This window comes from Mucilaginibacter sp., assembly GCF_965200995.1.
Taxonomy (GTDB): domain Bacteria; phylum Bacteroidota; class Bacteroidia; order Sphingobacteriales; family Sphingobacteriaceae; genus Mucilaginibacter.
In genome coordinates this window covers 3,329,626-3,344,881 of the sequence record NZ_OZ241743.1, presented here as the reverse complement: position 1 = coordinate 3,344,881, position 15,256 = coordinate 3,329,626, and the positions used below count along the sequence as shown (strand labels likewise).

The 15,256-nt window shown below is 43.9% G+C and carries 12 protein-coding genes; 3 read left to right on the top strand and 9 right to left on the bottom strand.

Translation table 11 applies throughout. From position 1 onward, the window contains the following. Position 1 precedes the first annotated feature (1 nt). From ACY652_RS15620 to ACY652_RS15610, 3 genes are all read right to left on the bottom strand, one after another. Positions 2-979 carry a glycosyltransferase family 2 protein gene (locus ACY652_RS15620; protein WP_462265315.1) on the bottom strand — a complete coding sequence of 326 codons (978 nt, stop codon included), beginning with the start codon at positions 977-979 and terminating at the stop codon, positions 2-4. 110 nt (positions 980-1,089) lie between these two features. Further along, the gene (locus ACY652_RS15615; RefSeq protein ID WP_462265314.1) at positions 1,090-2,040 is read right to left on the bottom strand and encodes a glycosyltransferase family 2 protein; all 951 of its coding nucleotides are present in this window, start codon (positions 2,038-2,040) and stop codon (positions 1,090-1,092) included. A gap of 129 nt (positions 2,041-2,169) precedes the next feature. Further along, the gene (locus tag ACY652_RS15610) at positions 2,170-3,222 is read right to left on the bottom strand and encodes an NAD-dependent epimerase (RefSeq protein ID WP_462265313.1); all 1,053 of its coding nucleotides are present in this window, start codon (positions 3,220-3,222) and stop codon (positions 2,170-2,172) included. A 114-nt stretch (positions 3,223-3,336) separates the two neighbouring features. Here ACY652_RS15610 and ACY652_RS15605 point away from each other — a divergent pair, with 114 nt between their 5' ends. Both ACY652_RS15605 and ACY652_RS15600 read left to right on the top strand, forming a co-directional pair. Continuing rightward, positions 3,337-4,833 carry a M28 family metallopeptidase gene (locus ACY652_RS15605; RefSeq protein WP_462265312.1) on the top strand — a complete coding sequence of 499 codons (1,497 nt, stop codon included), beginning with the start codon at positions 3,337-3,339 and terminating at the stop codon, positions 4,831-4,833. A 157-nt stretch (positions 4,834-4,990) separates the two neighbouring features. Further along, on the top strand, positions 4,991-6,097 hold the full coding sequence (locus ACY652_RS15600) for a spore photoproduct lyase family protein (protein ID WP_462265311.1): 1,107 nt from the start codon (positions 4,991-4,993) through the stop codon (positions 6,095-6,097). Positions 6,098-6,171: 74 nt separating this feature from the next. On the opposite strand, the gene ACY652_RS15595 is transcribed toward ACY652_RS15600, so the two are convergent. From ACY652_RS15595 to tig, 5 genes are all read right to left on the bottom strand, one after another. Next, positions 6,172-7,533: a pyridoxal-phosphate dependent enzyme gene (locus tag ACY652_RS15595; protein ID WP_462265310.1), complete on the bottom strand. Its 1,362-nt coding sequence runs from the start codon at positions 7,531-7,533 to the stop codon at positions 6,172-6,174. Positions 7,534-7,644: 111 nt separating this feature from the next. Then, a complete protein-coding gene (locus ACY652_RS15590) occupies positions 7,645-8,508 on the bottom strand; it encodes an AMP nucleosidase (protein WP_462265309.1) in 864 nt (287 codons plus the stop codon). Between the two features lie 151 nt (positions 8,509-8,659). Next, complete coding sequence (gene clpX / locus ACY652_RS15585) at positions 8,660-9,904, bottom strand: ATP-dependent Clp protease ATP-binding subunit ClpX (RefSeq protein ID WP_462265308.1); 1,245 nt, start codon at positions 9,902-9,904, stop codon at positions 8,660-8,662. A 93-nt stretch (positions 9,905-9,997) separates the two neighbouring features. Continuing rightward, on the bottom strand, positions 9,998-10,717 hold the full coding sequence (clpP, locus tag ACY652_RS15580; RefSeq protein ID WP_462265307.1) for an ATP-dependent Clp endopeptidase proteolytic subunit ClpP: 720 nt from the start codon (positions 10,715-10,717) through the stop codon (positions 9,998-10,000). A gap of 201 nt (positions 10,718-10,918) precedes the next feature. Beyond that, on the bottom strand, positions 10,919-12,268 hold the full coding sequence (tig, locus tag ACY652_RS15575; RefSeq protein WP_462265306.1) for a trigger factor: 1,350 nt from the start codon (positions 12,266-12,268) through the stop codon (positions 10,919-10,921). 294 nt (positions 12,269-12,562) lie between these two features. Between tig and ACY652_RS15570 the strand changes: the two genes are divergently transcribed. Beyond that, positions 12,563-12,808: a hypothetical protein gene (locus tag ACY652_RS15570; RefSeq protein ID WP_462265305.1), complete on the top strand. Its 246-nt coding sequence runs from the start codon at positions 12,563-12,565 to the stop codon at positions 12,806-12,808. A gap of 86 nt (positions 12,809-12,894) precedes the next feature. Here the strand turns inward: ACY652_RS15570 and ACY652_RS15565 are convergent, their stop codons facing one another. After that, a complete protein-coding gene (locus tag ACY652_RS15565) occupies positions 12,895-14,787 on the bottom strand; it encodes a RecQ family ATP-dependent DNA helicase (protein ID WP_462265304.1) in 1,893 nt (630 codons plus the stop codon). Positions 14,788-15,256 lie beyond the last annotated feature (469 nt).

Here is a 15,256-nt window from a genome sequence, read left to right as displayed (position 1 = left end):
GTTAGTAAGAAGGTTGTTTCAGTATAATACGTTTCCAATAATCCTGCATAAAACCCAGGCCATAGGCAAGCAGTTGTATGAAAGAGGCAATGATACTCAAAAATGCAACTTTAACTGATTTGTTTTTCAGCAATGCATGAAAAAAAATCATCAAAATATAAACCATCAATAAAATATTACAAATTATTGCCACAGGCCAGTTAAATAAATTTACCAGCAAGGCAAATAATATAAACAAGGTAAACGCTGCCGGGAAAAAATGAACCGGCTTTAATTCCTTTGGAAAAAATGTAGAAATATTGATACGCGCCCTCCCGAAAAAATGCAGCTGCTTATAAAATTGCATAAAGCTGGTGCGCCGCTTATGGTACACTTTAGCTTCGGGTATCAAGCCAATTTTAAAGCCCCGGGCATGTATGCGGATGCTGTACTCAATATCTTCGCCTAAGCGGGTAATTACAAAGCCGCCCACCTGCTCCCATACCCGGCGCGATATGCCCATATTGAAACTGCGCGGGTGGAACTGCCCGCCCATATTCTTTTTGCCGCCCCGTATGCCGCCGGTAGTAAAAGGCGAAGTCATGGCATAGCTGATAGCACGCTGCACCGGAGTAAAGGAAGGATGAGCATCATCAGGGCCGCCGTAAGCATCGAGCCAGCTGGTACTCAGGTGCCGGTTTACTACGGCTAAATAATCTTCCGGAATAAGGCAGTCTGAATCAAATACTACAAAGTAATCACCTTTAGCACGGGCAAAACCAAAATTCCGGGTAAACCCCTGGCCTTCGTTTTCCTTTACATAATACCTGATGTTCAACCGTCCGACAAAGCTGTCCGTTACCGCAGCGGCATCTTTTACAGAACCATCTTCCAGCACTAATACTTCGAAATCAGTATAAGTTTGCCGGGTGAGGGTTTCCAGCAATTCTTTAATTTCCTGCGGGCGGTTGTATAGCGGGATGATAACTGAGAAGAACATGAGTAGATTTCTGATTTCGGACGTTCGATTTCGGATTTATTTTTGTTTTCGTTACTATATTTTCACCTTACACAGATTCCGGAATCGAACATCTGAAATCCGAAATCATCTCAGATCACTTCTTCTACCTGGTACTTATTACGCTCACTGGCGCTGCGGGAAATCAATTCTGCTACAAAACCGGTAAGAAACAACTGCGAGCCAACAATGATAGCCACCAATGCCAGGTAGAACAAGGGCTGTTCCGTAGCGTCACGGTATTTTTGGTTATGGGCAATGTGTATCAATTTTTCTACCATAATCCAGATGGCCATAATCATGCCCATCATAAAACTGATTACGCCCATCGTACCAAAAAAGTGCATTGGCTTCTTGCCGAACTTGCCTACAAAAAATATAGAAAGCAGATCGAGAAACCCGTTTACAAAACGGCTCATGCCAAATTTAGTGGTACCGTATTTGCGCGCACGATGCTCCACTACCTGCTCGCCTATTTTGGTGAAACCTGCCCATTTGGCAATCACTGGTATATACCGGTGCATTTCGCCATATACCTCAATGTTTTTCACTACCGCTTTACGGTATGCCTTCAATCCGCAGTTAAAATCATGAAGGTTGTGAATGCCCGACATTTTTCGGGTGGCGGCATTAAATAGCTTGGTAGGTAAGGTTTTGCTTATCGGATCATACCGCTTGGCTTTCCAGCCCGAAATCAAATCATATTTTTCTTCAATGATGCGGCGATAAAGTTCAGGCAACTCATCGGGGCTGTCCTGCAAATCGGCATCCATAGTAATTACTACGTTACCGTTAGCCGCTTCAAAACCTGTGTTAAGTGCGGCAGATTTACCATAATTGCGGCGGAATTTGACCCCCCTGATGGCTGCATTATGCTTTTGCAATTTGCAAATCATATCCCACGAACCATCATTACTGCCGTCGTCCACCAAAATAATTTCGTAGGTAAACCGGTGTTCCGCCATTACCCTGCTTATCCATGAGGTAAGCTCGGGCAGCGATTCTACTTCATTAAACAGGGGGACAACAACTGATATATCCATTTACTTAATCAGCACACGGTTTACCGCAGGCCATGTCAATTTAATTTACAAAAATAAGAAAATACCCGTATGATAAGCAGGGCGAACTACAGCATTTGGGCGATAGGCATCAATTTGTATTACCTCTGGCTATATTTGATAATATTCCCTGAACCAATGCACAAACTTGCTGATGCCTTCCTTTATATCCGTTTTGGGCTGATAGTTAAAATCCTGTTCCAGATCGGTCATATCGGCATCGGTAGAAAGCACATCGCCGGCCTGCATAGGAAGCATATTTTTAATGGCCTTTTTTCCGATGGCACTTTCCAGCGCTTCAATAAAATTTATTAAAGTTACGGGCGAGGAATTGCCAATATTGTATAAACGGTAAGGCGCAGATGAGGTAGCAGAATCGGGGTGCAACCGGTCCCAGTTGGCATTTGCCTCTGCTGGTTTGGCTAAAACTTTTATGATGCCTTGCACAATATCATCTATGTAGGTGAAATCCCGCTGCATTTCGCCGTTGTTATATACATCAATGGGCTGGTTGTTGATTATGGCATCTGCAAATTTAAAATAAGCCATATCCGGCCTGCCCCAAGGGCCGTAAACCGTAAAAAAGCGGAGCCCTGTAGTTGGCATCTGGTACAAATGGCTGTAACTATGGGCCATCATTTCGTTACTTTTCTTGCTGGCGGCATACAGGCTCACCGGATGGTCGGCCCGGTGATGAACCGAAAACGGCGCATTACCGTTTAAACCATATACGCTGGAACTACTGGCGTATACCAAATGCCTGATTTGCACGCTGCGGCAACCCTCCAAAATATTCAGGAAGCCCGATAAATTGCTCAGCGCATAATCGTGCGGGTTGGTGATGGAATATCTTACCCCTGCCTGTGCAGCCAGATGGCACACCATATCGAATTGATAATTGGCAAAAAGGTGCTCCATTTGTACGCGGTCAGCAATATCCAGCTTAATAAAACAGTAATTGGGGTAAATTTTACTGCAAACAGGCTGGTTATCTTTCAATTCGCCGGTATCAAAACCGGCGGCCTGTAAGCGTCCGTATTTTAAGTTAATATCGTAATAGTTGTTGATACTGTCTACCCCAACAACTTCATATTGCAGTTCGGCCAGTTTTTGGGCTACGTAAAAGCCAATAAAGCCGGCAGTACCGGTAACTAATATTTTCATGAAGCTAAACCGGTGGGCCTTGCCAGCGCGGCATGCAAATTTAAAGTAAAAATTTTTAAGGACAATTGTATAAAAAAGCTATTTTGGAAGAGTAATCTGTTTAACCTGTCTCTTATGAAAAAGATGTCTGCTTTGCTGTTCGCCAGCTTACTGGGTTGTAAATTGTTACTGGCCCAATCTGCCAAAACTGCATCTGCTGTTTTACCACCCGGCCTGACTGCCATAAAGGAAGCAGACGTTAAGAAGGAAATATTCGATTTGGCGGGCGATAAGTTTCGTGGCCGCAGGGCAGGTACATTGGATGAAATGCGTGCCGCGGCCTGGACTGCCCAAAAAGCGCAGGAAATTGGCTTACAACCTGCCGGAGATGATGGCACTTATTTTCAGTTTTATAACATCAGGCGCAGCCGTGTATCTTCGCGTAGCTCTATTACGTTGAATAACCAGTCGCTCACGCTATGGAAACAGGTATGGGTAACCCAACCGCTGGAGGCGCACATCAATCAACCAGTAGTTTGGCTTAATAGTATGGCAGATACGGCTGGCGTTAATCTTCAGGGAAAGGTGGTAGCCATGCAAATTATCGCGCCCACCCCGCTGCCTGCTACCGGGATGAGTTTATGGGGATACCGCTATACTATTTCTGCCTTGCGGCAACAAAGTGCTGTGTTGCGCCGCAAAGGTGCGGCTGCAATAATTTTAGCAGCCAATAATGAGATCGAAAAGGCACTGCCCTTTGCCGGCCATAATTACGAAGAAGGCACTTATCAGAATGAAAGTACTGCCACACCATCAGCAACTGTACGGCAGCAACCAGTACCGGTATTATTAGTGAGTTCAGCAGTAATGCCCTTACTGCAAGGCGGTTCCCAACTTAAAGCCGAAATCAATACGGAAGTGTTTATGTACCCGTCGGCCAACATAGTGGCTAAAGTTTCGGGGGCCGACCCTAAGTTGAAGCAGGATTATGTGTTGTTCAGCGGTCATCACGACCATGACGGTGTGGGTAACACCATTAATCAGGATTCCATCTGGAACGGAGCTGATGATAATGCCTCGGTTACCGTAGCTATGCTGGGTGTGGCCCGTGCCTGGGTTAAACATCCGGGTAAGCGGTCGGCCCTGTTTGTATGGCACGGCGGAGAAGAGCGTGGCCTGCTGGGTTCGCGCTGGTATGCTGCCCACCCTACGGTAGCTAAGAACTCCATTGTAGCTGTACTTAATGGCGACATGATGGGCCGAAACGCACCGGATTCTGCTGCGTTACTGGGTACTACTTCACATAAAAACTCTACGGATCTGGTGAACATGGCGCTGAAAGCCAATGAGCAATTAACCAAATTCAAACTCGATTTTTCCTGGGATGATGCCAAACACCCGGAAGGCTGGTATTTCAGAAGCGATCACCTGCCTTATGCGCAGGCGGGTATTCCTTCTGTATTTTTTACTACGCTGCTGCACCCCGACTACCATACGCCACGTGATGAGCCACAGCGTATTGATATTACCAAGTTGACCAAGATGGCGAAATGGATGTATGCCACCGGCTGGCTTGTATCGCAAACCATGCAAGCGCCTGCACTGGATGCAAACGCAACAGTTACCAGGTGATTTGCTTGATTTTGAATTAGTAACAACAGGTATAATTCAACAGAAGATGATATTACTATGTCAATGTTATCATTCACAAATAATTGAATTACAATTGCTTATGTACAAGTAATATTGATAGTAATATTAGTGGAATGCTATTTGTACCTATAGGTACATGGAGCTATTGTCAGTATTAGAGCATATCGATCAGGAAGCAAAGGTTATTCAGGGTGAGGATGTTAAGGTATTCAAACCCTGGATGCCCAAACGTGTGGTTTTTACTGCAGATGCCATAGAACAGCCTTATGGTCAGCGTATATTCGAACGGGTGACCAGGTTGGGGCTGCAACCGGAAGTATTGAAGAATAACCGCATCACCGGCCTGCGCGGGGAAACGGAACGCGAAACCTACAAGATTGCCAAGAATACGCTGGCTATAGTAAATGCACCGAAAGGCGCCTTTAACCTGCGCCCTATCCCACCATCGGCCGACTGGCAATTTCACCTGGCCGAAGGCTGCCCGGCCCACTGCCAGTATTGTTACCTTGCCGGCAGCCTGCAAGGGCCGCCTGCGATAAGGGTATTCGCCAATTTGCCTGAGATATTAGAAAACACGGTGAAGTTTGAACGGCTCAACCAAATAACCAGTTATGAAGCCAGCTGTTATACCGACCCTTTAAGCCTGGAGCACTTAACCGGGGGTTTACAGGAAACCATTGAATTTTTTGGCAACCGCCCGATGAGCCATTTGCGATTTGTAACCAAATTTGATGCAGTTGACTCTTTAATTGGTTTACAGCACAACGGGCGTACGCGCTTTCGTTGCAGCTTAAATGCTGATGCCGTAGCACGCCGATTAGAAGGAGGCACACCAAAAATAGATGCGCGTATTAAAGCCCTGCGCAAAATGGCCCTGCCAAAGTTACAAGGTGGCGGTGGCTACCCTATCGGCGTGGTTTTAGCGCCGATAATGCCCATACCGGATTGGGAAACAGCGTATGGCAACTTATTTGATAAGCTGCAGCAGCAGCTAAACTTTGATTGCGATTTAACCTTCGAACTGATTACCCACCGGTTTACACCCGGCTCTAAGGATGTATTGCTGGAATGGTATCCCAACACCAGCCTTGATTTAGAAGAAAGCACACGATCTACCAAGCGCAATAAATTTGGCGGTGTTAAATATGTATATGTTAAAGAAATGATGCTGGGATTGAAAGCCTACTTTGAACAACAAATCGGTAAGCGCTTCCCCCAGGCCCGCATATTATACTGGACTTAAGCACCCAATAATATTTTAAATAACAAAGCCGCTCTGTAAATCAGGGCGGCTTTGTTGTTTGCTTTAGTAATTTCTCAGACCGCCATAGCGTTGATAATATCATATTGAGTGATAATCTCAATATTATCTTGCTCGTCTTCTACCAATACCGCTATGTTTTCCTTGTTGATCATCGACGATATTTTGTCGATAGACGTATTTAAATCCACAAACGGAAATGGTGCAGTAGTAATATTTTTTACCGGCTGAGATTTGAGCGAAGCATTTTCAAGCAATGAACTTAAAATATCGCTCTCTGTAATTTTTCCAATCACCATCCCCTGCTGCGTTACCGGAATTTGTGAAATATTTAATGTCTTTATGGTATTAATAGCTTCCAAAACTGTCTTTTCACTGTCGATGGTAATAATCTCGGGGCTCTCCTTTTTGCTGATGATGTCACGGGCGGTCAGCTTTCCATCCTTTAGAAAACCACGTTCGCGCAGCCAGTCGTCATTATACATTTTGCCCATATAGCGTGAGCCGTGATCCGGAAAAATAATTACCACCACATCGCTTTCTTTAAACCGGTCCCTCATCTGTATTACACCCGCAACTGCCGAACCTGTGGAATTACCGGCGAATATGCCTTCTTTCCGGGCGATTTCGCGGGTCATTAAGGCTGCATCCTTATCAGTAACCTTTTCAAAGTGATCAATTAAACTGAAGTTTACGTTTTGAGGCAAAAAATCTTCGCCTATCCCCTCAGTGATATAGGGATAAATTTCACTCTTATCCAGTATTCCGGTTTCCTTATATTTCTTAAAAACAGAGCCATAGGTATCAATTCCTAAAACCTGAATTGCCGGGTTCTTTTCCTTCAGAAATCTCGCTGTACCCGAAATGGTTCCACCGGTACCCACGCCTACTACCAAATGCGTTATCTTTCCTTCGGTCTGCTCCCATATTTCAGGGCCGGTTTGCTCATAATGCGCCTGTGCATTAGACAAGTTGTCATATTGATTTGGCTTCCAGGAATTTAACACTTCACGCTCCAAACGTGAGGATACAGAATAGTATGAACGCGGGTCTTCAGGGTCAACGTTGGTAGGGCACACAATTACTTCCGCGCCGAATGCACGCAGGGCATCCACCTTTTCCTTTGACTGCTTATCTGTTGTAGTGAAAATACATTTATAGCCTTTAATTACCGCAGCAATAGCCAACCCCATCCCGGTGTTGCCTGATGTACCTTCGATAATGGTACCTCCGGGTTTAAGGCGGCCATCCCGCTCGGCATCCTCAATCATTTTGATGGCCATACGGTCTTTTATGGAGTTGCCGGGGTTAGTGGTTTCAATCTTTGCTAAAACCGTTGCCTTAACCTCTTTTGTAATTTTATTCAGCTTAACCAAAGGTGTGTTACCAATAGTTTCTAAAATATTATTGTGCCACATATGGGTACAAAAATGCAAATTACATCCGGTAAATGAACCAGCTAAAAGTCATAAATAACTGCCTGATCTATAGGTCAGATAAGCATTAATGATTATTGTAATCACCAGAAATTAAAACTTCAGGTGCTTCACTGTAAACCCATTGTTAATCAGTTGTTTTAAGGATTCAATTCCTACCTTCAAATGCGTTTCTACGTATTGCTCTGTTACCTTCGAATCACTCTCTGCTGTCTTTACCCCTTCCGGAATCATAGGCTGGTCAGAAACCAGCAGCAATGCACCTGTGGGTATCTTGTTGGCAAAACCCGTGGTAAAAATGGTAGCAGTTTCCATATCAACAGCCATAGCACGCAGCTTTTTCAGATACTTTTTGAACTCCTTATCATGCTCCCAAACCCGGCGGTTTGTAGTGTAACAAGTACCGGTCCAATAATCCTTGGACATATCGCGTATGGTAGTTGATATGGCCTTTTGAAGCGCGAAAGATGGTAACGCCGGTACTTCAGGAGGCAGATAATCATTTGATGTACCTTCGCCTCTTATTGCAGCGATAGGCAGTATCAGGTCGCCCACATTATTTTTCTTTTTTAAGCCACCGCACTTACCCAGAAAAATTACAGCTTTTGGATTAATAGCAGTTAACAGATCCATCACTGTAGCGGCAACGGAACTGCCCATACCAAAGTTAATCATGGTAATGCCGGCGGCAGTTACGCTCTGCATCGGTTTATCTAAACCCATAATCGGCTCGTCGTTATTCCACTGCGAGAATAATTGCAGATACTTTGAAAAGTTGGTGAGAATGATGTATTCGCCAAATTTATCCAGTGTTCTGCCGGTATAGCGTGGCAGCCAGTTGGCTACAATAGCTTCCTTGGTTTTTAAACCCGATTTCACAGGCGAATGTACTTCCTTTACTTTTTTTGATTGCTTAACAATTTCAGGGTCTTTTTTAATATCTTTTTCTTCGTTCATATGCGGGGAGTTATTGATGTGTATCAACTTTTGTGAATAACCAGTTAAGGTGTTCTTCAATAAACAACAGTTTTTATATAACAAACCCCGGCTAAGTAATTAACCAGGGCAGTAATATATTAAATACGGGCAGCAGCCCAAATGTTTGCGTTTAAGCGACCTTCAGTTTTTTCAGATCTGATTTTTCAAATTTCTCGCGGGCATAATCTAAAGTAACCATCAATCTTTTCACATCCTTTTGAGATGGAAACTCAAACATGGCATCAATCATAATCGCCTCGCAGATTGAACGCAAGCCACGTGCCCCTAATTTAAACTCCATGGCTTTATCAACTATAAAATCCAGTACCTCAGTATCAAACTCCAGCTTTACGCCTTCGTATTCAAACAACTTTTTATATTGTTTAAGTAATGAATTTTTAGGCTCGGTTAAAATATTATGCAGCGCCTCGCGGTCAAGCGGGTTCAGGTAAGTCAGCACCGGCAAACGGCCAATCAATTCAGGTATCAGGCCGAAAGCCTTTAAATCCTGCGGTGTGATGTATTTATACAAATTTTTTAAATCAACCTCATGGTCGTCATGCTTCAGTTTGTAACCTACGGTTTGTGTACGCAGGCGGCTGGCAATCTTTTTATCAATGCCATCAAAAGCGCCGCCGCATATAAACAGAATATTGCTCGTGTTCACACTAATCATTTTTTGGTCCGGATGCTTTCGTCCGCCTTGCGGTGGTACATTTACCATCGTGCCTTCCAGGATCTTCAGCAATGCCTGTTGCACCCCCTCGCCGGATACATCCCGGGTGATGGAAGCATTGTCACTCTTGCGGGCAATTTTATCTACTTCGTCAATATAAACAATACCCTTTTCGGCAGCAGCTACATCATAATCAGCCGCCTGCAGCAAACGCGTAAGTATACTTTCCACATCCTCGCCTACATATCCGGCCTCGGTAAGTACCGTAGCATCAGATATACAAAAAGGCACATTCAACACCTTGGCAATGGTTTTAGCCAGCAAGGTTTTACCGGTACCGGTTTCGCCCACCATAATGATGTTTGATTTTTCAATCTCTACCTCATCTTTGTCAACGCGCTGGTTAAGGCGCTTGTAGTGATTATATACTGCAACAGCCAGCACCTTTTTTGCATCGTCCTGCCCTATCACATATTGATCAAGGTGAGATTTGATTTCTGCAGGTTTAAGAATAGTTGGTGTGGAGGGCGCGGACTTTACTTTTCGTACCTTTAATTCCTCGGCTAAAATTTCATTTGCCTGATTAACACATTTATCGCAGATATGTGCATCTAACCCCGCTATCAGCATCAGCGAATCCTGCTTGCCTGCTCCGCAAAACGAGCACCTGATCTCTTTGCTGTTTTTGTTAACTGCCATTATACTGTTGTGATAATCAAATCTATTAAAATACAGTAACAATAACAAGCACGAACGGCCTGTTATTGTTACTGTGGAAAACTATTGTTGCTGTTATTTCTCGCTGCTGCTGCGTAAAATTTCATCAACCATGCCAAATTCTTTTGCTTCTTCGGCAATCATCCAGTGGTCGCGGTCAGAGGCTTCCCAAACCTTTTCGTATGGCGTACCGCTGTGCTTCGAAATAATTTCGTACAGTTCCTTTTTCAATTTTTGAATCTCACGGGCTGTAATCTCAATATCAGATGCCTGACCTTGTGCCCCACCTAACGGCTGATGAATCATTACGCGTGAGTGCGGCAGCGCAGCACGCTTACCATCGGCACCGGCGCACAATAATACTGCAGCCATTGAAGCGGCCATGCCGGTACATATCGTAGCTACATCGTTAGATACAAACTGCATGGTATCATATATACCCAAACCTGCATAAACCGATCCTCCCGGCGAATTGATGTAAATCTGGATGTCGCGTTTGGCATCAGCAGATTGCAGGAAAAGCAGTTGTGCCTGTATAATGTTGGCTATGTTTTCGTAGATGGCATCACCCAGAAAGATGATGCGGTCCATCATCAAACGAGAGAAAACATCCATTTGAGCCACGTTTAACTGGCGCTCTTCAATAATATAAGGTGTCATCCCTACCGGGTAGGCTATACCCTGGGGCATCATTTTATGCTCAACGCTGGAGATAAACTTATCTACGTATAAGCCATTAATGCGGTGATGCTTTACCGCATATTTTCTGAATTCATTCTTATCGATGTTATCCATTTGTATTTGTAATTAAGTGCTCCGTTTATGATGTTAAATTTATTCAAATTAAGTAACCAGCTAAATGCAAGTATATAATAGAAGCTGAAAATACCGCCCTTATAACATTGCTGTACAGAGTAAGTTTTTTACCATATAATAAAAGCAACCCGTTGAGGAGTTGCTTTTATTATATAACAGTTGCGCAAAAAGTGCAATGTATTACCCATCCAATTTACCAAAATCTGTATTACTGATCTCCTGGTGATTTATAGTGATGATGCTTTTTAAGTAATCGAATACCTTAGCAGCTTTTACTTCCTCAAAAATGCGGTTTGCATTTTCCTGATTTTGCATAAACTGCACGGTATACTGGCCCAACTGCTCCTCGCTTAACGGCTGCGGACTATACATTTTAAACTGCTGCTCCAGCCGCATTTTAGCTGCCTGGAAAACATCTTCATATTTAATTTCGATGTTATTGTCCTTTACAATCTTGTTGGCAATCAGGGTCCATTTCAGATTTTTGGCAAAATCTTCATAACCTCCGGCCAATTCTTCGTCGTTTAGCTTTTCATTGGTTGCTTTCAGCCAGCGCCTTAAAAACTCATCGGGCAGGGCAAAATGAGCTTTCTGAAGCGCCAGATTATAAATATCCTGCTGCAGTTTGCGCTCAGCATCCTGCTGCATCATACTGTTCTGTTCTTCGGTAATACGGCTTTTAAATTCCTCTTCCGTAGTTACCGCACCTTCACCAAATAATTTATCAAAGAACTCCTGATTTAAATCGCTTTCCCCTAAGCGGTTAATGTTCTTCACCGTTAGTTTAAATTCCGACTTCAGATCTGCAGCTTCACTTTCCTCAATCTTTAAAAGGGCAGCTATGCGGGCAATGTCATTATCGTAAGCTTCTTGTAAATCAACTACAATCTCATCGCCTTTTTTTACACCGGTTAACTGCGCTTTTACCGCTTCGTTCTTCACCTGGTCTAAACGTACCGACGTTGTATTGCTGATACCACCTTCAAAAACGGAGCCATCCGGAGAAAGCTGACTTAATTCGGCATACAGCACATCATCATCTGCCGATACGTCAGGGTTTGTCATTTTACCATAGCTGCGGCGGATATTTTTGATCCGTGATGACAGGGTTTCATCGTCTACCTTAATGTCATACTGTGTCAGCTGATCGGCAGCTGATAAGTCTACCGTAAACTCGGGTGCCAGACCCACATCATACTTAAACTCAAAATTATCGTTAAAGTCCCAGTTATAGGTTCTATCGTCATTTACATCAGGAAGCGGCTGACCTAAAACCTCGATTTGATTTTCGGTAAGGTAGTTATTCAGCGTATCAGACAGCAAGCTGTTGATCTCATCTACCAGGATGCTTTTACCGTACATTTTTTTAATATGACCGGCAGGCACCATGCCCGGGCGAAATCCCGGAAGCTTAGCTTTTTTAGCTTGTTCTTTAATAGCTTTATCAACACGCGGCTGATAGTCCTCAGCGTTGATATTTACGGTGATAACTGCGTTTAGCTCGTCTTTTTTTTCCTGTGAGATGTTCATCTTTGTATACTGGATTATAGTATGTCTCTTAATTTTCAGCCGTGATTAAAGGCTGGTCTTTAGGGCTGCAAAAGTACAAAAAATATTTATTTTTTAAATGTCAATCATTTCATGTATGCAGTGATGTTGTATTTGAAGCAATGCAGGCACTGGTTTTTAAATAAATTCTATTCCCTGAAACATTGTTAGTTGCTACTGCTTAATCAATGTGTTGCAATACCTTTCAGTACACAAAGCAGATAGCATAAACCATTCGGCTGCTTCAATGTTATGCAAATAGATACACAGTCAGGAATGAAACTTAACACTACTATTTTAGCCGTAATTACAGGCATCGCTTTAACCACAGGCGGCTGCTATTCCCGCAAAGCATCAGGTACTAAGGCTACCCTGAGTCAAAATACGCCAGTTCCTGCGAGCGGCGCAAGGCAGGCAGATACTGCTGTACGTTCCCCTTCGCCTAAAATCGCACCCTCAGTTAACTCCAACATCCGGCCAAACCCGGTTCCTTCTCCTCAGCCACCTGTTCCACCCATGTAACTGCCTGTAAACCTGCCTGCATTTTAATCAAACACTTATAATTGTTAAATGTGAAAGATTGAAATTAAGGTAAATTAACTATTCATTTACAGATAGTAGATGTTCCCATTGGTCTTGATACGGCCAGCATCAAGTAAACTCCGCACCACACTTAACTGCTCATTTTTGGTTCCTTTTAGTAACCCTGTAATGAGTTGTTGCAGGGTAAGCGGTTCTGTAACTAACAATTGTAAAATTTCATTAGTTATAGCTTGGGTAATCTGCCCTGAATTTTGATGGCGTTTTTCATCAATGCACACATCACATTTACCGCATTTATGTGCATCCGGTTCGTTAAAGTAAGCCAACAACTGCTGGCTGCGGCATTTACGCACTTCGGCATATGATAGCGCCGCCTCCATTTTAAGTTGATATACTTTTTTTCTCTGTGCAATATACTGATGGTTAATCAGCAGATAGTCCTGGCTGAGTCTTGGCTTTAAATAGGTAACCTGCGGCTTATCAGTTTGCGGTAAATAACTAAGCACTCCCGCTTTATGCAATTGCTGCAAGGCCTCTATTACCTGCTGTACATTTAACCCGGTGCGCCGCGCCATATCAAATTCCCGTATGCGCACATAATTTTCAAATGCACCGCCGTAAGATCGCAGCAGCGTTTTAATAAACGGATCCCAGCCCGAATTTTGCACCTGAAAATTGTAAAGTTCTTCATGAGCAACCTCAAACTGAAAGCGGGAGGGCAAAAAAACACTTTCGTTAAAAGCCAGGTACTCATCCTGCTCTAAAAATTTCAGTGCATTTAGTGTTTTGATGGCGGCCAGTTTGAAACGGCTGCAAAACTCACCAACGTCTAAATCAAAACTCAGGCCTTCGCCCGCCCCGTAAGCCAGTTGAAAATAGTTAGCGAGGTAATGATATACCTGCCTGATTTCATCGAGCGTTGGAAAGCTGGACTCAAACCTTTTCTCCTGTTTCAGGCGGTCGGCTGTATTGTAAAGTAACACCGCGTAAGCCTTTTCCCCGTCGCGGCCCGCCCGCCCGGCTTCCTGATAATAAGCCTCTAAACTTTCAGGTACATCACGGTGAATTACAAAACGCACATCTGCTTTGTCAATACCCATTCCAAAGGCATTGGTAGCTACCATTACCTGAATTTGGTTGCCCTTCCATTCTTCCTGTTTGCGGGTACGGAGGCCGGCTTCTAAACCGGCATGGTAATAATCTGCTTTAATATGATGTTCGTTCAGCAGTTTGGCAACCTCTGCGGTTTCCTTACGGCTGCGTACATATATAATACCGCTGCCCTTTACCCCTTTAATCACCTCCAGCACACGGCGCATCTTATGTTCTTCGTTTTGCACCAGATACCCTAAGTTACTGCGTTCGAAACTTTGCTGAAACACATTGGGCCTGGTAAAATTCAACCGTTGCTGTATATCTTCTTTTACTTCGGCGGTGGCTGTGGCGGTTAACGCCAGTACAGGCACTTTCGGGTGCAGCTCCCTTAAATCGGCAATATGAAGATAGGGCGGCCTGAAATCGTATCCCCATTGAGAAATACAGTGTGCCTCGTCTACCGCGATCAGGTTCACGTTCATATACCTGATACGCTCGCGCACCAATTCAGATAACAGGCGCTCGGGCGACAAGTATAAAAACTTGACCGGGCCATATATGCAATTGTCAAGTGCAATATCCACCTCCCGGCGGCTCATGCCCGATACAATGGAAGCCGCCTTAATTCCTTTTTCTTTAAGGCTGTCAACCTGGTCCTTCATCAGGGCAATCAGGGGCGATATAACGATGCAGATACCGGGCATAACCATTGCCGGCACCTGAAAGCAGATGGACTTACCTCCTCCGGTAGGTAACAAGGCCAGCGTATCGTGCCTGTTAAGCACAGCCTCTATAATCTGCTGCTGCAGCGGCCTGAAGGTTTTATAGCCCCAGTATTGTTGTAAAACTTCTTCTGTACTCATTAACCCGGCAGGTATATCTCATTCAATATACGTTATATTATTTATATCGCTATCCTGTATCTGCAATCTGCTCATCAAGCACATTTCACTTCAAATGCTTTTGCTGTTACTTTTTTAAGCCGTTTATGCCCAATAAAGGAATATAAAGCACTGTTAACACCTGCTGAAAGCAAATATTAATATCAACCGAAGGCACCTAATTTGATAGGAATGTAGTGCTATGACTGGTAAGACTATATATTCGGCTTAACGGAGATATGTTTTTTGCCTGTTACCGATGGCAAAAGTTTATAGCTTGGCAAACGGAAAAACAACCGCCAGTATACCATGATGACAGTAATTGTTACAAAAGAAAAAGATGCCTGCGGAGTAAAAGCGTTACCCCTATCCTGTACCTGTATAATAAGTGCCGATAAGGGCACCTGTGCAATTCAACGCCCTAACCGGCAAAACGGAAGATGGAAATTGT